The sequence below is a fragment of the Priestia sp. JV24 genome, from assembly GCF_025910025.1.
GTDB lineage: Bacteria > Bacillota > Bacilli > Bacillales > Bacillaceae_H > Priestia > Priestia megaterium.
On record NZ_JAPCIN010000014.1, the window covers coordinates 1 to 20,068 of the forward strand.

Here is a 20,068-nt window from a genome sequence, read left to right on the forward strand (position 1 = left end):
ACGTCCTAAACCTGTTGATCCACCTGTAATTACAACTACTTTATCTTTTAAATCTGTATACATCATAAAATCCTCCTATCCCGCAGAAATATACTCTCTCTTCTGAGGTGCTTTTTAAAACAACTAATAAGTTTTGTCTTCTTGTTAGATTACCTCTGAATATATAAAATAAAACTCATTTTACCTAGTAATCCAGTAAAATGGTTAAACAGCACTATTCATTCCATATACATGTCACCTTAAAAGATTGTTTGAAGTTTTTCATTCCTAGAGACACACAATGGTTAAAATTGATTGGTTAATTAATTGAATATGAATATTTCCAAGAAGAAATAAATGTATATGAAAAGAACATTTAGTGAAAATATATAGTTTATAAGAATTAGTTTTTTTATAGAAATCTAACTTTTTCAAGCCAAAAGATTATATGAGGTCGCTTATTTCTTCCTCACTAATTACGTTTTCTCTGTTAAAACATAGGGTAAATACTTGTGCAGATAAGAATAATTTCTAACACTACCTTAATATCTATACTTACCTGCTATAGAGTTCGCTCGTTACGGAGAACTTATAACAAACATTTCAGGATTAATAATGATAAAAAGGAGTTCTTGACCAATGGAAAAGAAGTGGTGGAAAGAAAGTGTAGTTTATCAGATATACCCCATTAGCTTTAAAGATTCAAACGGTGACGGTATTGGGGATTTGCAAGGCATTATATCAAAGCTTGACTACCTACAAGAGCTAGGCATTGAAGTGATTTGGCTATGCCCTATTTATCAATCACCAAATCATGATAATGGCTATGATATTAGTGATTATCGAGCTATTATGAAACAGTTTGGAACGATGGAGGATTTTGATGAACTATTAACTCAAGCACATAAACGAAATTTGAAGATTATTATGGACTTAGTTGTTAACCATACATCGGACGAACACCCATGGTTTATTGAATCCCGCTCTTCTATAGATAACCCAAAGAGGGACTACTACATTTGGAGAAAAGGTAAAAATGGAGGTCCACCGAATAACTGGGAATCTTATTTTGGTGGATCTGTTTGGGAATATGATGAACTGACGGACGAGTACTATCTTCATCTCTACACTAAACAACAGCCAGATCTGAATTGGGATAATAAAAATGTTATAAGAGAAGTTGAAGAAATGGTGTCTTGGTGGCTAGATAAAGGAGTAGATGGATTTAGATTAGATGCTATTGCTCATATTGTTAAAGCTGAAAATCTTCCAGATGCGCCGAATCCAACGGGCCTTCCATATGTAAGAGCCTATAAGCTATTTTCTAATTTGGAAAAAGTTCATACTCTACTTAGAAATTTATATGAGGAAGTACTGTATAAATACGATATCATGACAGTGGGGGAAACATCAGGATTAGGACCTGAACAAGCATTGAACTATATTGGGGATAAACGTCACGAACTGAATATGGTCTTTCATTTTGAACATATGCTATTAGATTCAAAAGCTGGGGGGACTGGTAAATGGGGATTTAAGCCATGGAACCTTCTGGATTTAAAGAATGTAATGAGTAAATGGCAAACGATTATTCATAACCAGGGTTGGAATGCGAATTATCTCTGTAACCATGATCAACCTCGGTCAGTCTCGCGTTTCGGAAATGATGGAAAATATCGAAAAGAATCAGCCAAAATGTTAGCAACGTTCTTGCTAACATTAGAAGGGACACCTTACATATTCCAAGGAGAGGAAATTGGCATGACAAATCCCAATTTCCCGTCCATTGAGGATTATCGAGATATTGAGACCCTTAACTATTATAAGGAATCAACGGAAAGGGGAGCTTCGCTGGATTCTACTATGAAAGCAATTTGGAGGAAAAGTCGGGATAACTCTCGCACTCCTATGCAATGGGATGATACACATGCTGCGGGTTTTACTCAAGGTAAACCTTGGATTAAGATAAACGCAAACTATAAAGAAATTAATGTACAGGAAGCTCTTCAGGATAAGAATTCTATTTTTCACTATTATCGAAAGATGATTGCATTGAGAAAAAAACACGATGTCCTTATCTATGGAGAATATAATCTCTTATTACCTATTGATCCAGACCTTTACGTATATACTCGTACGTTAGGTGAAGAAAAATTTTTAATTATATTGAATTTCTTTGATCGAACGCCAATATTTGAAATGCCAGAAGAGTTAAGTATGTTAGATGCTAAACTTTTGATTTCTAATTATGATGTAGAAAGAGAAGATTTACATGGGTTAAAGCTACGGCCTTATGAAGCTCGGATTTATAAATTATAAAAGAATTAATGATCGAAATTTCACCTTTACTTTAGGGCGGGTATATTTAGGAGTATCGTAATAAATTAAACTATATATTTCATATTTCAATCGATAATTTTCTCAAAATTATTACAATCATAAAATAAGTATATAAATAAGCCAAGACATTATAACCTGTCTTGGCTTATTTAAAAAATTCAATAACCAACCGATTTTGATTATATATCCAATTTTTATTATAAAATTAAATGGGTTCGAAGAAAGTCCAGCATGTTAAATAACTCTATATCTCCCATACATCATAAAAAGACAAAAAATTAGAGGTTTAAAATGAACTGAAAATCCATCTAGTATAAATTCTATAATGAAGAAAACTACGGGCTTTTTTGATGATTGTTTTTATATTAGTTTAAAAAAGAGTCAAGATAAAACAAAATAATGCAAATATAGCAAAATTACTAGCACTCATCCTTTACTTACCCGTCGACTGAAGACTCATAATCCTAGAAATTTTGCATGTTTCTTTCTTTTCAACGAGGGAATATCCAAAGTAATACTTGTTTATAAGGAGTTGGGAAATCAGTATGAAACTGAGAGCTCTTGCACTTAATTGTACATTAAAGAAAAGTTCTGAAGTCTCAAATACAGGTGCGTTAATTGGCGAAGTGGTGAAGATATTTGAGAAGAATGAGGTGCAAACCGAAGTTATAACCGTAGCAGACTATAAGATTGGACACGGAATTACAGAAAAAGCAGTAAATGAAGAAGATAAATGGCCTTCTATTTTTGAAAAAGTAAAGGAAGCAGATATTGTACTAATAGGCTCTCCTATTTGGCTAGGTGAACAAAGCAGTATTACTACTCAAATTATAGAAAGGCTTTATGGTGGAAGTAGTCTAACAAATGATGAGGGGCAATACATTTACTACAACAAAGTAGGGGGAGTAGTAGTGACGGGAAATGAGGATGGTGCCAAACACGTTTCACGTTCGGTCATCTACGCATTATCTCATATAGGTTTTACCATTCCTCCCAATGTGGACACGTATTGGGTAGGAGAAGCAGGACCGGGACCATCCTTTATTGAGGCAGAAGGATATAAAAATGATTTCACCATGCAACATGTGAAAATGATGGCTCATAACCTAATACATTTTGCAAGACTGTTGAAAAGTCACCCAATTCCTGCTGAAGGAAATGTAGTCAATAGTTAATAAAAGAGGATCCCATTAACGGGTCCTCTTTTATACGTTTACATACATCCTGTACCTATTTTTGCAAAAAATCTTCCTTTTTTATGTTAGCCTGCTTTGGTTGCAACTACTAGTACACGTCCTTGATCTAATTCTCTTTCATATTGTTGAGCTTCAGCATCCGATAACCCTAAAGATTGAATTTTAGAACGTAATTCATCTCCACGAGATCGGAATACATTGGCTACTAAATCAAATGCGCCTTGTTCTGAAACACCAACATCGTTCGTCTCTAATGCTTCCGTTAAATCTTTGGAACGATTTTTATCGTGAGCTAATAAATATACTTCCTCCTTTGTGTATCCTCGATTTAGAAATTGTTCAATTGCCTCTTTTGCTTGGACTCCGTTTTCTACTACTCTTACATTTTTCATAAAAACCCTCCTTTGTAGTTAAATGATATATACCCATTTTCAAGAAATAAAAATCTTTTTTTACTAGCTAATAAAATGCTATGAATTTTCCTAATTCACAATTCATTTTCTCCCCCTTAAAATCTAAAGCTGTGTTTACTAAAACTCAAGCTTATGTTTTAGAAGATGCTGTACGGGAATGAAGTAAAATAAGACGATTATTTAATAAAGGAGGAATTATTATGAACATAACAGAAGTAATGACCTCAAATATTGAGACATGTAACCTTAAAAGTTCTTGTGGTGAGGTAGCCAACATGATGAAGAATCTAGATGTAGGAGTTATTCCCATTTGTGAGGATAATAAGCTAATAGGATTAATAACGGATCGTGATTTAGTTATCAAAGGATTGGCTAATAATTTTAATGCAAATACGCAGATATCTGAAATGATAACAACGGACGTCATTACTGGTACAAAACATACGTCTGTAGAACAAGCTATGGAAATCATGTCTCAATATCAAATACGCAGACTTCCTATTGTAGATGATGGAAAACTCATTGGAATGGTTTCTTTAGGAGATTTAGCAGTAAGTAATGATTCAAATAAAGAAGCAGGGAAAGCTCTTGAGGATATTTCAGTCCCTGCTGAACCTACTAAATAAAAATCAGGAGATTTTATCTATAAATTGTCTCTTTCTTAATTTCAAAAATACAAGGATATGAGAAGGGAGTAAACGTTATGCCATTGTTAGAAATAAGTATTATACCTGTTGGAACAGATTCAACAAGCTTTAGTTCAGAAGTGATTAACGCTATACGTAAGCTTAAGGGAAAGGAATTACATTATGATGTAACACCTACTTCTACCATAATAGAAGGAGACCTGGAACAATTATGGCAAGTAGCAAAAGAAATACATCAAGAGGCAATTTCAAGTGGTCCTAATCGAGTTATCACAAATATACGTATTGATCACCGGAAAGATAAGAAAACAGATATGAACCATCAAATAAATACCGTTGAGGATGCGTTACATCATAGTTAGGATAACGAAAAAAAAAGATAATCTACTCAACGAAAGGGATTTTTTAGTTTTTCTCTCTCTATAATAGCCATTATGATAAGTAGAAGTTTTAATATTTATACCTAGGGAACATGAATAATAGAAAAGAAATAGGAGGAGATGAAAATGGAACGAACTGCAAAGAGAGTTGTAGGGATCTACAACTCTGAGCAAGAAGCCATTGCAGCTGTAGAAGATCTTAAAAATCAAGGGTACGCTACACGTGACATCTCCATCATTGGACAAGACCGTAAAGAAGTAGATAGAGTAACAGAAGAAACAGATACTGAAGTGGTGGATGGAATTGCAACAGGTGCCCTAACTGGTGGAGCTCTTGGCGGGCTAACAGGTTTATTAGCAGGAGCTGGTGCACTTGCTATTCCAGGAATAGGACCGATTGTTGCTGCGGGACCAATTGCAGCCGTGTTAACTGGCGCTGTAACGGGTGCAGGAGTTGGAGGATTAACAGGAGCTCTTGTTGAAATAGGTCTTTCTAAAGATGAAGCTGAATACTATGGTAACTCAGTCAAAGAAGGAAATATCTTAGTACTCGTTGATGAAAAAGAGCAGTTTAGTAAAAATACAGAGCAAAAACCACCTCTATCCCGAAGAATTCTTTAAATTTGAATAAAAAAGTTTATAAAAAGAGTTCTCTAATAGATGATGGGGCTGCCTCAGAGAGTAAAACAAATAAAAAAACTACTGGCATATGTGTCAGTAGTTTTTTTAGGTTAAATGGTACGTAGATAAGAGCCTTGTATTTTAGAATCTAAACACTTCATGAGTAGTTTGCTCCAGATGTGAAAACTTATTACTCTTACTAACGAAAAAATATAATTTATAAAAATAAGTTTATATAATTATTTTAAATCATGTAGTTATATATTAATTGACTACTATTAACGAACTACATATATATTTTTTGTTTTCTTATTTATCAAAACTAGAAAAAACTTGTTAAAAGAAAATAAATCCTTTTAACAAGTTTCTTTTTATCGGCATCAGCATGCTGAAAAGCCCTTTCATCAAGGGCTTTTTGAAGCATTTTTATATAACGAATTTTTAGAGTGTTATGTAATATTATCAAGTAGAATCTTTTTATTAATTAGGTTACATTCCTTTTAAAGCCTTTCGGTTTGGGGCCTGAGGCGGTTGCTCTAGCCATTCTCGGTTGACCATAATATTAAATCCCTTTCCAGCATACATTAATATTTCTCCAATTAATTTACTATAATAAGTAGCTAAATCCAACCTCATAGATAAAGACAAAGCATGTCCGATAAGTGTCACATCAATAGAATTTAAAAAATGAAAAAGCGCAACGATCAGCTTGTCGGAAAAAGGAGAAACCGTTGAAGTCGTTACTTCCATACTAACAGGAACTGTGCCAAGAAGTTCTTCTTTCTTTAAAAGATCATTAAAGAAATTAATTTGTTTTTTTGATATTTCCATTCCATCTTTTATATAATTTTTAATTTCTTTATCCTTAATCACTTGTAACAAGCCCATACAGAGCAACACCGAGAAATAGTTACGTTCAATATTAAAGAATATCTCAGTAAGCTCGATAGCATTTAAAGGTCTTTTTTTTCCCATGGCTGCTACTATATAAGATTGTTTTTTTACATATTCAACTTTTTTAGGATAGGTAATCATAGGTGGTCGATCGTAAATGCCTTTAGATAACATTAAAGTAGTAGATTCTGCATAAAGCTCTGTAGCCTGATTCAAAGCTTTAGTGAAGAAATTAAGAACATCTGCTCGAGCAACAGTAGAAGTAGCAAACCCTAAGTTAACCATCGCCATACGATTCATCGAGTAGACAAAGCTCAAAGCAAAAAGATCATAAAAAAGGGGAGGAGCTGATAAGTTAATATCCTTTTCCGTAAACCCATCAGGTAAAGGGATATTTTCTTCGGAAAAAATATCTCTAATTTGGTTTAGGTGTGTTTGAGAGATACGTAAAGATTTTTGCAAAATAGGCTTTATCTCTTCATCTTGTACGTGATGAAGAAAATACTTTAACAAACAAGTGGACATTGTTTCTTGAATATAAACTCCCCATAATCCACCAATTTCCGGACTTGACAACCTTACATTACGCTTAACCATTGATGCCTCCTAGTTACATGTATTTATCTTGATTATTGTATTTATTTTCCCGAATTATTCCTTTTTACTTCACAAAAAGATAATCTGCCTACAAATACACAATTTCTATATTGTATACTCCCTTCATCTTTAGTCTACATAAAGTTGTTCACCAAAATAAAGTGTCAGTATATGTCGAAGGGGTAATATAAAAGAAAGAACATCAGGAGGGGAGGACATGTTAGATAATTATGAACTTTCCCTATTCCATAGGGAGGTTAAAGGTTTAATTGCGGATTATAATAAGTGTAAAGATTTAGCTATTAAAAATGAATTATATCATCAAATAATACTTCTAAAAAAAGCGCTTAAATATAAACGAAATAAGGTCCCGAGATAATATAGGCGATCTATTTATTGAGGAAAACGATTTATCTCTCAAATCAAATTGTTTTTCTCTTTTTTTATATAAATAGGCTTTTAACCTTTCAAACGAAATAAGAAAATAATAAAAATGGAATAAACTATCCTTTCTAACATGCTTGGTCGAGATGATACTTAACTTCTTTCTAGTTTATATAAAAAAGATATGGGGAAATTAGCTATATGTAAGTTTTTGATAGAGGGAACATTTTAATGTAGTCACTTTTTTATTAAATAGTATAGTACCTCGTCACTACATGAAGAAATTTCCTCAAAAGTTACTCCAAACTGAGGGGGAAATCCTTACACAAGAAAAGGCAGACTTAGTTTCTTTCCTTAAAGATGTAAAGCCAACTAAATCTTTTAATAAATAATGTTTAATGTACATATTGTGAATGTTAATTAGTTGTGAAATTAATGGATAAATCGCTGGTTTAATTATAGGAAATGATGGTCCCTTTTTTAGCTTGTTATAATGAAAGTATATATAATACGGGGGGCAGAGGATTTAAATATGATACTTATTAAAAACAGTGAAGAAGTAATAAGAGAAGCAAAATATCAACTTCACCTGACTATGGATGATTATCAAACCAAAATTATCTCTATTTTTGATAAACAACGTATTCTAATGAATCAACGAATTAAATTAATGATTCTCCTGTCGGATATAAAAGAACAGGCTGTATTAATTGGAAAGCATTCCGCAACCAAAGGAAGATTAGAATATGAGGGACAGGATCAACTAATTACAGAAGTTATAGATGAAGTTCCTTTTCAGTACAGCAAAGAGACAGTAACCGATTTAGAAAATAACATACAAATTAGTAAAAGAGAAATCGAAGAGCTAGCAAAAGAGTGCGAATTAGATACTGAAGAAACCATTAATCTTAAGGCTCTTTTACTTAATTTAAAAATATCTAGTTACATAAATGGACACTATGAAATGTATGTAAAAGATAATACTTTATCTGGAAAAAGACCCTAGAATGTTAGGATAGAAAGAATAAAGCTTTACATATAAGTAAAACGCATCAAGATTTGGTGAGATATTAGTGCTTAAATATAAGACATATATGTAACAGAAAAAGTACTGTACAGAAGTAGTACCTTTTCTATGTTTATGCTTTGTACTCCATATATTTTTAGTTACTATATTGTAGTTTATCGGAAATAAAGATATTATAGAGAATTTATGATATAATTTAGGTGTGCTATACAACTAAATAAAGATTATAAGTAACTTACCATTTCATTAATCTTAATACACTTTTCGACATGTTTAGTCCTCTAATCCTCATCTATTAGAGGACTTTTACTTTTTTAAATAAAAGGAGGAAAACCTTTGCACTATATACAACAAGAAAAATTACATGTGATTAGAGAAACAATTTTACAACGAAAAGAAGAGTTTGCTGAAAATAAAAGAGAAGATCTTGCAACATCTCATAACATTTATACAGAATTAACTACTTTTCGTTTTGACCTCCTTACCACTTATGCCGATTCTCTTTTGATGGAAAAAGAGGCAGCAAATGAAGCCGTACAACAATGAAGGGAAAATATGGCTAATTTATTAGTCAATTACGGTCTTCCCTTAAACCTAGCTCTAGAGGAGATTATCTATTATCGAGGTGTAATCGGAGAAATAATTAAAGAAGAAGCAAAAAATAATGATTTTTCTCTCGATGCTTTTTATCAAATCATTTCTCATTTTAATAGCATTGTAGATAATGCCATCCAATTCGTAAGTAAGTCGTATGTAAAAGATTACACTGAAAAAATAAATTATGCTCAATATGCCATTGATGAATTATCTGTTCCCGTTGTTCGTATGACAGAAGAAATAGGCATCCTTCCTTTAGTAGGTGATTTAGATACCAAACGGGCACAATATTTGATGGAGAGTGCCTTAGAGAAAGGAAGCCAATATAAATTAGAATGGCTTATTATTGATTTATCAGCAGTTCCTATTATTGATACGATGGTAGCCGATCAACTGTTTAAAGTAATAGCTGGGCTACAGTTAATAGGAGTTGAAGTTGTCATCAGTGGAATACGTCCGGAAATCGCTCAAACTATGGTGAACTTAGAAATAAAGGTTGAGGAAGTCAAAAGTTTTTCTAGCTTACATCAAGCTGTTCAGTATACGAATTCATTTACAGAATCTTTAATGTAAATATTTCTCTATATGATGAGCAAACTATCAAAGACGCCGTGAAGCATCACACTAAATTTCCTATTCTAAATAGAAGAAACCTACTGTACAGGAGCAGTAGGTTTTTCTATTTTAATTTGTATATAATATAACTCGTAGTTAACAAAAATTTTATCAGTAATACAGCAAAATAACTCTAGGGTTATCTAAGTAATCGTTGCTAAGATAGAATAGACCTTATTTAATTTTTGAGTACGAATTTATTTTCACAAACTTATCTGCATTTCCACGTGTAGAAAAAAATTCTCTATTCTTTCTATAATCGGTTCTGTTCTAAGTATTCCTTTAAAGTTTGCTGTAACGTTCCTTTTGCTTCTGCCTTATCCTCAAAGGAGATTCCAGAGTGAATCATTGTTCGTACCAAGTCAGCACGTAAACCTGTGAGAATGGATTTACTTCCCATCATTGAAATTCCGGTTAATATTTTTTGAAAATGGTCAATAACATGCATCTCCATGTTGGCAATTCCAGACAGGTCTATAATTAATGTTTGAATCTTTAAATCTGAGATGCCCATCAACACTTTCTCCTCAATCGTTTGGATACGATTGAGGTCAATCATTCCGATCAATGGTAGTACAGCCACAGATTGGCTAAGTGGTATAATGGGTACCGAAAGGTTTTCAACTAAGTCCCTTTGGGAGGCAATTAGTTCATCTTTATACTCGGAATAACTAATGAGAAAAGTATTAAGGAATTGATCAATCTTATCATTAATTCGCTTCTCTAAGGCATAAAATTCTTCACGGCTATTAAATTGGTCATTTATTCGATCATATTGATAGAGAAAATGCCATAATGTTCGCCTAATGGCCTGTACCCATTCTAGTTTGAAAGCAAGAGTTAAGGCGTGCTCTGCCCAAGCGATCCCTTCCTGTTGAGCGAAAGCAATGAGTTCTTCCTCTTTTTGCTCCACGACATATAGAGATAACTTTTGAGCATTTTTCAAAAGATCAATATTTCCCTTTTCTAAAATGTCACTAATATTAGAAGCCACATTAACCGCCTCTGATAAGAGCTTATCCTGGAAGTTCTGTTTGTTGTCTTTAATAAAATCGGTCATTTTTTCTCTTTTGTTGTAAATAATATCCATTTTGATAATCTCCTTATTCAGTTCTAGGTTATAGTTTCTTTAAATGAATTTTTGTCTACTTTTTTTCATTTTTTGTATATAAAGAAAGATCCTCATTCTTTGTACTATCTCCAATAGATATATTTTTAGGTAAAAACCAACAAAGTTTTTATAATAAATCTTTAACCCTCGATATACCTATAATTATGAGCTTTTCTTACATGAGAAAAGGTTAATTAAGGCTATTTTCACTAGACGATAGCTGTTCAGACAGCCCATCAAAGATAGTCTGAGCTTATTTTTCCCTTTAACATGTCAACTTTCTCTTAAGCAATAGGGATATAACTTTATAAAGGATTAATCAAGAGTAAATACTTTATAGAATAAAGGATTAACATTTCATCTAGGATTGTAAAACCGCATTTTGCATCAAGCTTTACTACTCAGTTGACATATCTCTTATCCCCCTTGACACTATTCTCTTTTCAGTAAGATTCTTTTTTATTTTACCCCAAAAAATATATATTTCATATACATCTTAAAGGAGTAAATTCTTCCTCAACATTATAAAACCGTAAATTATATAAACCATGTTACATTAATAAAGATTATATACATTTTTATGTGTAAATACCTTATTCCATATAAGATAATTATCTTAATATGGTATTTCTCACTCTATATATTAAGTCCTTGAAATCTATTTCGAGGGCTTTTTTTGTTGGGGCTTCATCTTTTAGTTCAATATATATAGAAAAACTCCTGGTGCCAATCAGGAGTTTTTCTATTTTTGAATTCGAAAGACAAACTTGTACTTTTACATTTTTCATAGTTACCATAATTAAATCGAATCGACCAGCCCATGTACGATTTTCATCTTCTAGCGTGGGATACATACGGCATCATTTGTTCATCTACATATATACTGTGCTATGAGCGACATACTGAACTTATATGTAATGGAGGTGTAAAAATGAAGAGGACAGCAGTTACAGCCTTTGTCCTAGCTACTTTCTTAACCTTTGGTAAAAGCATGCAAGTTAAAGTTCTAACTATTCCTGAATTACCAACGACAGAAGCGTCTAAACAATGGACCTTGGAGGTCAATAATCCTGACAACGATTACCCTAATTTAGCCCAATCTAAGAGGGGAGTGTATCACACATATTGTTTAAACATGAAAAACGTAGGGAAGAACGTACACGATGTAAAAGTTCAATTATTTCGCAATGAATCCAATTCAAATACTAAATATGGACTTTTACCAACTATGGAGTCGCCAGAGCTTTCTCAGAAAGACGGACATCCCTTACATGTTTCCAATTTTGGTTTGTCTGAAGAGGCAACCGACTTAAATATTGTGATAACGTAGAAAGAAAAAGGAGCAGAAAGAGAATATCAAGAAACATTTACTTTCCATCAAAAATAGAGTCTCAAAGTTAATGAGGCTCTATTTTTGATGGAAAGCTAGTATTAAGTAGGATTTTTAGTTAACATAATTACTCCTTCCGGAAGAAATCAAAAAAAGAACTCTTTTGGAAGAAGGATTCTGCATAGGACCTTGTCTCTTCTTTATGCAGCTTTTTATACATCCTTGATCTATCAACATTTATGACTAATGCGAATGGGGAAAAATGAATAAAACAACTGCCTTTTATACATCTATCATGAACATCTCAAGGGAAATTAATAAAATGAGAATCCCTAAAATGACGCCGATTATTACAATGTATGATAGTATTTTTTGAAATATCCAGTACTTGAAAAGCCTGTTATAAGGTATGAAATTTACTCTTTAGGTATATAAAAAGCACCTAACCCGCAGTTAAGTACTTTTTTGTGTATGATGAGCAAGTTTCTTTCTCACCGTCATAGTAATCATAAGAACGCCTATGATACTTAATATAGTCTCTAGAACATACACTTTATGTTCTTTTATATATTCTGTAACAGATTGGCTACCAAAGATGAGAAATAAAATAGCTTCTAAATAAAACGAAGGATTTTTACTACACCAACTCATTTTTGATTCCATCTAATTCCTCCTTTCACGCTTTCTATTTTGTATTTATTGTATCTTGACTAAGAAAGGAGTAAGGGTTCCTTATGTATCTATAAGAGGACTTGAGAAAGGTTTCAACAATAACATTCACTCTCTTTTAGTATAGAGGTTTATTTTACATTCAAAACTGAAACTAATTTTTTTAGTGTTGTTCCTTGTATAAGAAGAGAAAAGACTACATTACTAAATGTCATTGCTAACAGAAGATTTTTTCCTTCAAATTCGGGTGTAATGCCTAAAACAAGCGCAATTGAAAGAGATCCCTTTAATCCTCCCCACGAAATAATAGGCTTCCAAGATGTTGGAATAGATTTATCAAAAGCTAAGCTTATATAGACAGCGAGAAAACGCGCTAACAGGACAATAAGAATACTTCCAACAATGAGCCATCCTTTGTCTAAAAAATCAATACGACTTACTTCTAATCCTACCAGTAAAAAAATAAGAGCATTAGAGAGAAAAGCAATCGTTTCCCAAAAGGAATTTACTTTTTCATGAGTTAAGTCTGACATACCTATGTTTCGTCCATAAGTTCCTAGGATTACACCACCTACTACTACAGATATTACTCCAGAAACCCCAAAGTGTTCAGCTAGCTGAAACGTACCATAAAATAAAACCATTGATAATCCAGTCTCCACTAAATAATGATCAATCTTAGATGTAATACGAGAAGCTATTAAACCAAACACTCCACCAATCAATACACCTCCAGTTGCAACTTTCAGAAATTCGAGAAGAGCATTCAACGTACCGGTTAAGCTCAAGGCGGTAGTTACCACAGCAATTTGAAATAACACAACAGCAACTCCATCATTGGCTAAACTTTCGCCTTCGACCACAATGGAAAGGCGCTTGTTTAGACCCATTGACTTAAAAATGCTTAGAACGGATACAGGGTCTGTAGCTGCCATAAGTGCACCAAAAATTAAGGCTTCTTGTAAGGAAAGGTGTAAGAAAAAATAAGTAGAAAGCGCAACTAGTAAGAACGTGAGAAATGTACCTAACAAAGCTAATAAAGAAATTGATTTCTTATTACGTTTTAATTCATCAAAAGGCAGTTTAAGTGCTGCATCTCCTAACAAAGCTGATAAGAAGATGAAAATAACAGTCGTTTGAAATACGGTATCATTGGCTGCATAACTTTTTATTTCTCCCAATGCAGGAATGGGTACCAAACCAATGATTAATCCTATTACTACAAGGAAAGTGGGATAAGGTTGTTTCATTTTTTCTGCGATAAATACTACACCTATAGCAATCGCTAATAAAATAATCCAATATGTAATCATTTAATTTCTCCTTTTACCTCTAATAGATGACATGTTTTATTAAAGAAATATGCAGCTATCCATGGAATTTCAGCTTAGCTAGATTAATTTGCCAGTCTTACTTTGATTGGAGAAAGTAAAATTAATCTTAAATTACCATTATATACGTTTGACCTGCTATATGTAAAAACCGAGTTGATTTCCTCACGAAGCGTTTCCCTGCGTAACAGATAAATTATGCTCCTACGGGTTTTATTTAACCAAGCTTGTTCCTTCATTTGTTCTAAAATGTTCAATGTTTTTGTCTGCTATTTTAAGAAAATCACTCTACTGAGTGATTTTCTTTGTTTAAGGCTAAACTTATACTAAGAATGAGTGTTATAAAACAAGAATATATAGGTGGAAAATGTATGTTAAAAAAGATAGCTCTACTCTTATTCATATCTTTTTTTGCTTTAGGTGCACCTCTTAATGTATCAGCACACGCAGTCCTTTTGGATGCATCACCGAAAGAAGGAAGTCAACTAAAGCAAATGCCTGGCAAGGTATCATTGACGTTTAATGAACGATTAGGAGAAGGTGTTTTTAATCTTCAAGTACGCAATGATAAAGGGAAACTTATTACCACTAAAAAAGCAACAATGAATCGAACTCACAAAACGATCTCTTTGGATGTGCCACCTTCCCAAAAAGGTATTTATACCGTTAGCTATTCAGTCATTTCTGCAGATAGCCATCCTGTACAAGGAACGTACGTCTTTTCTATAGGAGAAAAAATAGATCAAGCTATTACGAATGATAATAGTAATCAAGACGAAAGTGGGAAGCAGAGTTCTTTTTATAATATAGGTTTTTCTTTAGTACAGACATTCTATTATCTGGCTTTATTATGGTTAGTTGGCTTTGTCCTATGGAAATGGTATGTTCCTTATCAATCAGGTCAACAAAAACAAAAGTATAAGACGAATGTAAGGTACCTTCAAACTGGATATATTATTTTTTTACTGATTAGTATAGGAGTCCAAAGCACTGCGCTATTAAAGGGTGCTAACCTTTCCCAAATAAAAACATTTGTCATTCATTCTGCTACTGGCTGGTCATGGCTAACTTGCATTCTTCTTGCCTGTGTTGGATTTCCTTTCCTACTAAAGAATAAGTGGCTTGATTTTATATGGGTAGGTTTGCTGTTAGTAGCTACTACGTTAAATGGTCACGCTGTAGCATCAGACGTACCAGTCTATACAATAATTTTAGACTTTATGCATTTGGTTACCGCCTCTTTATGGGCAGCTGGGTTAGTTTATCTTTTCATGATTTGGCGTAAGGAGAGAGAACAAGCTTTAGCTTTTCTTCCGATTTTTTCGCGCATAGCCTTTGTGAGTCTTATATTATTAATCCTTTCAGGTGTTCTTTACACTTTAAAGCTTCTTCCAGATATAACAGCACTCTTTAAAACCACGTGGGGACTGTTATTGTTAGCTAAAATATTTATGGTCATGTTAGTAGGTGGTGTAGGGCTACTCATTAGAGAACATCTACGAAAGAACGATTCACCAGGCCTTACAAAGTTTTTAATGTCTGATATAAGTTTTATGCTGATTATTGTATTAATTGTAGGAACGATTACACACTTAAACCCTGTTCCACAGAATGAACCTTTGGTATGGAAAGAAAACAAGCAAGACATAGAATTTTTAGTAAAAACGTCGACCTTATCTCCTGGCAAGGGTTCTCTCTGGGTAACAGCATCTTTACCACAGGATGGATCTTCTATCCAATCGATAGACATCGCACTTTCTCCTAAGAATAAAGGAGAGCTTGCACCAATTGATGTGCCCTTAAAAGTAAATAAAGACGAAAGTCAGGAGAAACAACAAGTGCAGTATAAGATGTATGAAACAAACAACCTTGTCATTCCTTATGCGGGAAGATGGCAAATTGCTGTACGGCTTGTTACATCAAACCTAGATGAGATTGTAATCTATAAGGACATCGTTGTTTATGATGTTAAATAATGATTTTAGAAAGAAGGAAAAGAAATGAAAAAACAAGTAACAGCTCTTTTATCTACATTAGTTCTTTCAACGATTGCATTTGCGGGAACAGCAAGTGCTCATGTTGTCGTATACCCTCAAGAAGCGGCACAAGGCTCTTATGAAAAATTTACTGTGCGCGTTCCAACTGAAAAAGATATTCCAACTACAAAAGTGAAAATTGAGATTCCAAAAGACGTAGAGATATCTCGATTCGAACCTATGGAAGGGTGGAAATATGAACTTCAAAAAGACTCTTCAGGTTTGATTACAAGTGTGACATGGACAGCTACTAATGCAGGTTTATCACCTACAGAGTTTGGAGAATTCAATATGCAAGGAAAAGTAGGCGATAATGCTAAGAAGATTGTTTGGAAGGCTTATCAAACATATAAAGATGGGTCAACAGTAGCATGGGAAGGCCCTGCTGATGCAGACACACCTGCATCTATCACAACGGTAGTAAAAGGAAACAGAGCAGAGGGAGATTCTCATACATCAGCTACTAGCGACACAACTGCTACTAGCGAAGCAACTAACAATGATTCAAATTCTGCACTTCCTACTACTCTTTCAATTATTGCATTAGTATTAGGCGTTATTTCATTGATCTTTAGTTTAAGAAGAAAGAAGCAGAGCTAATTATTTTTATTAAAGATCTAATTAGACAGCCATCTAAAAACGCAGGTTAACATTTGTTAGCCTGCGTTTTCTGTTCTTATTTATTGATTATTACGATATACATAAGGATCATCTGGTTTTTCTTCACGTTTTACTTTTGTTACTTTTACAATAGGAATTGTCTTTTTAAATGGTTGATAATACATCGTACTTACTTCACCCGTTACCGTTACCCAATCATCATTTTTAAATGATACATCATCCGGAAATTGAACTAACATACCAAACACACCTGAATCAGCTATACAATGAATGATACCAAAACGAAATAAAAAGTACTGATTGTCTTTTAATTCTTTGGTGTGGTACATAAATCCCTTAAACTTAATTTGTTTCTCGGTAAACTCACCAGGATATCGATAAATGGTTTCCATTGCATTTAAAAACTCTTCATCTTCTAAATTAATAGTTTTCCCTTTTGAAAACTTTTTTAAATCTTTATGAATCATTTTATCGTATGCATCTTCTCCATAAAAAGAACTCGTATCTGGCTGTAGAAACTGATGCGAAGAGTAAGGATCTTTTTTATCATAAATAGGAAAATGAAATCCTTTTGCTTCAACAATATTTGAATCAAGTGTAGCTACAGGTAAAAAGAAGACAGTTACAACAGGTAAGAAATAAAGAGGGTACCATGCCCGTCTTTTCCATTTGTTTGGTGATTCATGACTATGACCGCATCCGCTGTCACAATTATGGTCATGATCCTGGTCTTTCTCATCAGATCCTGTCATATAAAAAACGAGTTCTGCAATAGTTAAAAACCAAAGTAAAAAAATCGTTCCATATGAAATCCATGAATATTTCATGTTAATATATTTTGAAATATCTCCAGTTGCGTGAAGGTGCATAAAAATCATAGTAAAGCCTAACAAAATTAAAACTCTAAACATTAATATCCCTCCTTTTTAATGAACGATTAGTAGAGATAGGACTAGTACAAGAATAAACACGTATATAAATAGTGAAAAAACAAATTTTGTCTTAAATTGACTCAACATCATTAATGTATTTTTTATATCAAACATAGGGCCAAATACTAGAAAGGCAATAACTGCACTATCATTAAATGTACTTCGAAACGATGAAGCAATGAAAGCATCAGCTGAAGAACATAATGATAAAATATAAGATAACCCCATCATTACTACATTTGAAGATACTACTCCATGCCCGAGAGCCATGAGGGTAGAGGTCTTTACATAAGTTTGCATGGCAGCCGCGATTAGCCCGCCGATAATGACAAATTTTCCAACAGAAAAGAATTCATCAATAGTATGTTTAAGAGCATCTCCTATTTTTTCACTCATCTTCTTGGAAGCAGTGTGTACATGTATTTCATTTTTAACTTGTGGGGTTTTAAATTGAAAGGCTAAAATTAAACCTACTATTAAAGATACAAGAAAGGCAACCACACCACGTTCAATCATGATTTTCCAATCGTTACCGAAAGCCACAAATGTCGCGAATAGGACAACAGGATTAATAATAGGACCTGTTAACATGAACGGAATAGCAGCATATAAGGGAACGCCTTTTGCCATTAAACGTCTTGTAATTGGGACAATCCCACATTCACAGGCTGGAAATAAAGCCCCAATTACACTTGCTAGAACAATTGCGCCAAATTTATTTTTAGGAATAGCTTTTGCCATCATTTCGTCCGTTACAAAAATCTGAATAATACCGGAAATAATTACACCTAATAATATAAAAGGTAGGGCTTCAATTAGGATACTAATAAAAATGGTGTTCATTTGTAAAAGAGATGAACTCATTATACTCACTCCAACTAAGAAATAATCATGTTGCTTTGTATTCGAATTTTCTGTTTGTTTTTAAACATAGAAAAAGCCCCTTTAAATAGAAATTAATATCACTTACAAAAAGTGATATTACACTATTTATCTAAAGGGGACAATCTCAAAAAAAAATAAATATATACAAGAGCCGTAATAAAAAAATATCTTTATAACATAAACAACTAGCAGTCTCTAGGAAAGTGAGCTTAATCAAAACCATAAAGACCATATTATTTAAAAATACAAATTTAAACAAATCTTGGGATATCATATTCTTTTTATACAAATATCCTTTAATATTTACATGAACATTTCTTTTTACATTAGTACTTTACCATAGAAAAATGAAAGAATGGTGAAAAGTCATTTAACAATTTTTTACTTTTGTTTCTGACCATACGTTTTGCAGTACTTTAACACAATAAAAGGAGAATATAACTATTTTAAATACGTATAGCTTATCATAATGAAGTAGATCTATCTTAAAATATTTCTATTCACCTGGACCTATGAGCTGTTCACCTTGGTAAAGTTCGTACACGTATGGGTTATCAGGCGGGTGAATGGACTCAATTTGTTGAACCTGAACATAGGGGGCATCTTCTCTGTTGTACGTAGTTTTTTGTATTATTCCCTTTATATGAACCCACGTATCTTTTTTTAATGTTGAGGCATTTTCTAGTGTAGATAATAAGCCGTATACAGATGCATCTGCTGCACAACAAGATATCCCAAAACGAGCAACAACAAATTGATTATCTTTAAATCCTTTTTCACGATATACAAAGCCGCTGACTTCGACTTTTTTTCCTATGAACCGAGCCGTGTTGTTTTCAATAATGTTCATGACTGGAATATAGTCGGTGTCATTTATAGAAATCTTCGGTTGTTTGACTAGCTTCTTTTCCAGTAATTCATAGAAACCTTTAGGAGCCACTTTAGCAGCAATACTACTTTGATGTGTGATTGGAACATTCTTTGGCGTTTCATCTGAATTTCCGGACAATAAATCATTCGTATCTTTTTCTAGTTCTGAATTAATGACGTCAATTTTTTCATCATCTGCGGGTTGTTGCTGAGTATCAGATGTATTAACGGAAAAACTTAACCCTCTTTTTACTGCAACAGAACTATCAAGTGTGTGGTTAGAAAATAAAAAGCCTGTCATGATAGGCAATAGAAATAAAGAGTAAATAAACGTTGTTCGAATTTTTCCTTTTTCCGTATGATCATGACCGCATTCACAAGATGAATCCTTATTTACACTACTTCGCCAAATTTGTATAATTCCCAACAAAAAAAAGGTACCAGAAGAAAACAATATAAAAGGCATCATTTTAGGCGCAATAAATTGAATGATTTTACCTGTTAATATGAGTTTAAACATAAGGAGGGAAAAACCCATTAGTAATATTCCCCTTATATAAATGATAAATTGCTGATCAATTTTTTTCATCCCA

Annotated in this window: 20 protein-coding genes and 1 pseudogene; 12 read left to right on the forward strand and 9 right to left on the reverse strand. The window is 33.1% G+C overall.

Features of this window, described 5'->3' with window-relative positions; translation table 11 throughout:
• The first annotated feature begins 618 nt into the window (after positions 1-618).
• Entirely contained in the window at positions 619-2,298 is a 1,680-nt protein-coding gene (locus OK414_RS09100) for a glycoside hydrolase family 13 protein (protein ID WP_263046208.1), read from the forward strand.
• 566 nt (positions 2,299-2,864) lie between these two features.
• The gene (locus OK414_RS09105) at positions 2,865-3,494 is read left to right on the forward strand and encodes a flavodoxin family protein (protein ID WP_317620604.1); all 630 of its coding nucleotides are present in this window, start codon (positions 2,865-2,867) and stop codon (positions 3,492-3,494) included.
• Between the two features lie 86 nt (positions 3,495-3,580).
• On the opposite strand, the gene OK414_RS09110 is transcribed toward OK414_RS09105, so the two are convergent.
• Positions 3,581-3,907, reverse strand: coding sequence for a general stress protein (locus tag OK414_RS09110; protein ID WP_047933663.1), 327 nt, complete (start codon positions 3,905-3,907; stop codon positions 3,581-3,583).
• Positions 3,908-4,128: 221 nt separating this feature from the next.
• On the opposite strand from OK414_RS09110, the gene OK414_RS09115 reads away from it, so the two are divergent.
• From OK414_RS09115 to OK414_RS09125, 3 genes are all read left to right on the forward strand, one after another.
• A complete protein-coding gene (locus OK414_RS09115) occupies positions 4,129-4,554 on the forward strand; it encodes a CBS domain-containing protein (protein WP_013082704.1) in 426 nt (141 codons plus the stop codon).
• Positions 4,555-4,631: 77 nt separating this feature from the next.
• On the forward strand, positions 4,632-4,937 hold the full coding sequence (locus OK414_RS09120) for an MTH1187 family thiamine-binding protein (protein ID WP_171777394.1): 306 nt from the start codon (positions 4,632-4,634) through the stop codon (positions 4,935-4,937).
• A 144-nt stretch (positions 4,938-5,081) separates the two neighbouring features.
• Positions 5,082-5,576 (forward strand): general stress protein, encoded by a 495-nt coding sequence (locus OK414_RS09125; RefSeq protein ID WP_263046207.1) that lies wholly within the window; start codon positions 5,082-5,084, stop codon positions 5,574-5,576.
• Between the two features lie 489 nt (positions 5,577-6,065).
• Here OK414_RS09125 and OK414_RS09130 read toward each other — a convergent pair whose 3' ends face one another.
• Positions 6,066-7,067 carry a DUF3231 family protein gene (locus tag OK414_RS09130; RefSeq protein ID WP_047933061.1) on the reverse strand — a complete coding sequence of 334 codons (1,002 nt, stop codon included), beginning with the start codon at positions 7,065-7,067 and terminating at the stop codon, positions 6,066-6,068.
• Positions 7,068-7,284: 217 nt separating this feature from the next.
• On the opposite strand from OK414_RS09130, the gene OK414_RS09135 reads away from it, so the two are divergent.
• The 4 genes from OK414_RS09135 to OK414_RS09150 all read left to right on the forward strand — a co-directional run bounded on the left by OK414_RS09135 (position 7,285) and on the right by OK414_RS09150 (position 9,648).
• On the forward strand, positions 7,285-7,446 hold the full coding sequence (locus tag OK414_RS09135) for a hypothetical protein (RefSeq protein ID WP_162837690.1): 162 nt from the start codon (positions 7,285-7,287) through the stop codon (positions 7,444-7,446).
• Positions 7,447-7,983: 537 nt separating this feature from the next.
• Positions 7,984-8,457 carry a hypothetical protein gene (locus tag OK414_RS09140; RefSeq protein WP_263046206.1) on the forward strand — a complete coding sequence of 158 codons (474 nt, stop codon included), beginning with the start codon at positions 7,984-7,986 and terminating at the stop codon, positions 8,455-8,457.
• Between the two features lie 357 nt (positions 8,458-8,814).
• Positions 8,815-9,024 carry a hypothetical protein gene (locus OK414_RS09145; RefSeq protein WP_263046205.1) on the forward strand — a complete coding sequence of 70 codons (210 nt, stop codon included), beginning with the start codon at positions 8,815-8,817 and terminating at the stop codon, positions 9,022-9,024.
• 9 nt (positions 9,025-9,033) lie between these two features.
• Entirely contained in the window at positions 9,034-9,648 is a 615-nt protein-coding gene (locus tag OK414_RS09150) for an STAS domain-containing protein (protein ID WP_263046204.1), read from the forward strand.
• 295 nt (positions 9,649-9,943) lie between these two features.
• Here OK414_RS09150 and OK414_RS09155 read toward each other — a convergent pair whose 3' ends face one another.
• Both OK414_RS09155 and OK414_RS09160 read right to left on the reverse strand, forming a co-directional pair.
• Positions 9,944-10,780, reverse strand: coding sequence for an STAS domain-containing protein (locus tag OK414_RS09155; RefSeq protein WP_263046203.1), 837 nt, complete (start codon positions 10,778-10,780; stop codon positions 9,944-9,946).
• Positions 10,781-11,535: 755 nt separating this feature from the next.
• Positions 11,536-11,658, reverse strand: a pseudogene (locus OK414_RS09160) (hypothetical protein); the annotation flags it as partial.
• Between the two features lie 74 nt (positions 11,659-11,732).
• Between OK414_RS09160 and OK414_RS09165 the strand changes: the two are divergent.
• Positions 11,733-12,131 carry a hypothetical protein gene (locus OK414_RS09165; RefSeq protein WP_263046202.1) on the forward strand — a complete coding sequence of 133 codons (399 nt, stop codon included), beginning with the start codon at positions 11,733-11,735 and terminating at the stop codon, positions 12,129-12,131.
• Positions 12,132-12,584: 453 nt separating this feature from the next.
• Here the strand turns inward: OK414_RS09165 and OK414_RS09170 are convergent, their stop codons facing one another.
• Together OK414_RS09170 and OK414_RS09175 are read right to left on the reverse strand one after the other, a co-directional pair.
• The gene (locus OK414_RS09170) at positions 12,585-12,794 is read right to left on the reverse strand and encodes a hypothetical protein (RefSeq protein WP_263046201.1); all 210 of its coding nucleotides are present in this window, start codon (positions 12,792-12,794) and stop codon (positions 12,585-12,587) included.
• A gap of 137 nt (positions 12,795-12,931) precedes the next feature.
• A complete protein-coding gene (locus OK414_RS09175) occupies positions 12,932-14,113 on the reverse strand; it encodes a cation:proton antiporter (protein ID WP_047933066.1) in 1,182 nt (393 codons plus the stop codon).
• A 389-nt stretch (positions 14,114-14,502) separates the two neighbouring features.
• Between OK414_RS09175 and OK414_RS09180 the strand changes: the two genes are divergently transcribed.
• Together OK414_RS09180 and OK414_RS09185 are read left to right on the forward strand one after the other, a co-directional pair.
• On the forward strand, positions 14,503-16,107 hold the full coding sequence (locus tag OK414_RS09180; protein ID WP_263046200.1) for a copper resistance CopC/CopD family protein: 1,605 nt from the start codon (positions 14,503-14,505) through the stop codon (positions 16,105-16,107).
• Positions 16,108-16,131: 24 nt separating this feature from the next.
• Positions 16,132-16,767 (forward strand): YcnI family protein, encoded by a 636-nt coding sequence (locus OK414_RS09185; RefSeq protein ID WP_016766214.1) that lies wholly within the window; start codon positions 16,132-16,134, stop codon positions 16,765-16,767.
• An 80-nt stretch (positions 16,768-16,847) separates the two neighbouring features.
• On the opposite strand, the gene OK414_RS09190 is transcribed toward OK414_RS09185, so the two are convergent.
• From OK414_RS09190 to OK414_RS09200, 3 genes are all read right to left on the reverse strand, one after another.
• On the reverse strand, positions 16,848-17,699 hold the full coding sequence (locus OK414_RS09190; protein WP_205662646.1) for a TIGR03943 family putative permease subunit: 852 nt from the start codon (positions 17,697-17,699) through the stop codon (positions 16,848-16,850).
• A gap of 15 nt (positions 17,700-17,714) precedes the next feature.
• Entirely contained in the window at positions 17,715-18,584 is an 870-nt protein-coding gene (locus tag OK414_RS09195) for a permease (protein ID WP_263046199.1), read from the reverse strand.
• 517 nt (positions 18,585-19,101) lie between these two features.
• Positions 19,102-20,064: a TIGR03943 family putative permease subunit gene (locus tag OK414_RS09200; protein ID WP_263046198.1), complete on the reverse strand. Its 963-nt coding sequence runs from the start codon at positions 20,062-20,064 to the stop codon at positions 19,102-19,104.
• Positions 20,065-20,068 lie beyond the last annotated feature (4 nt).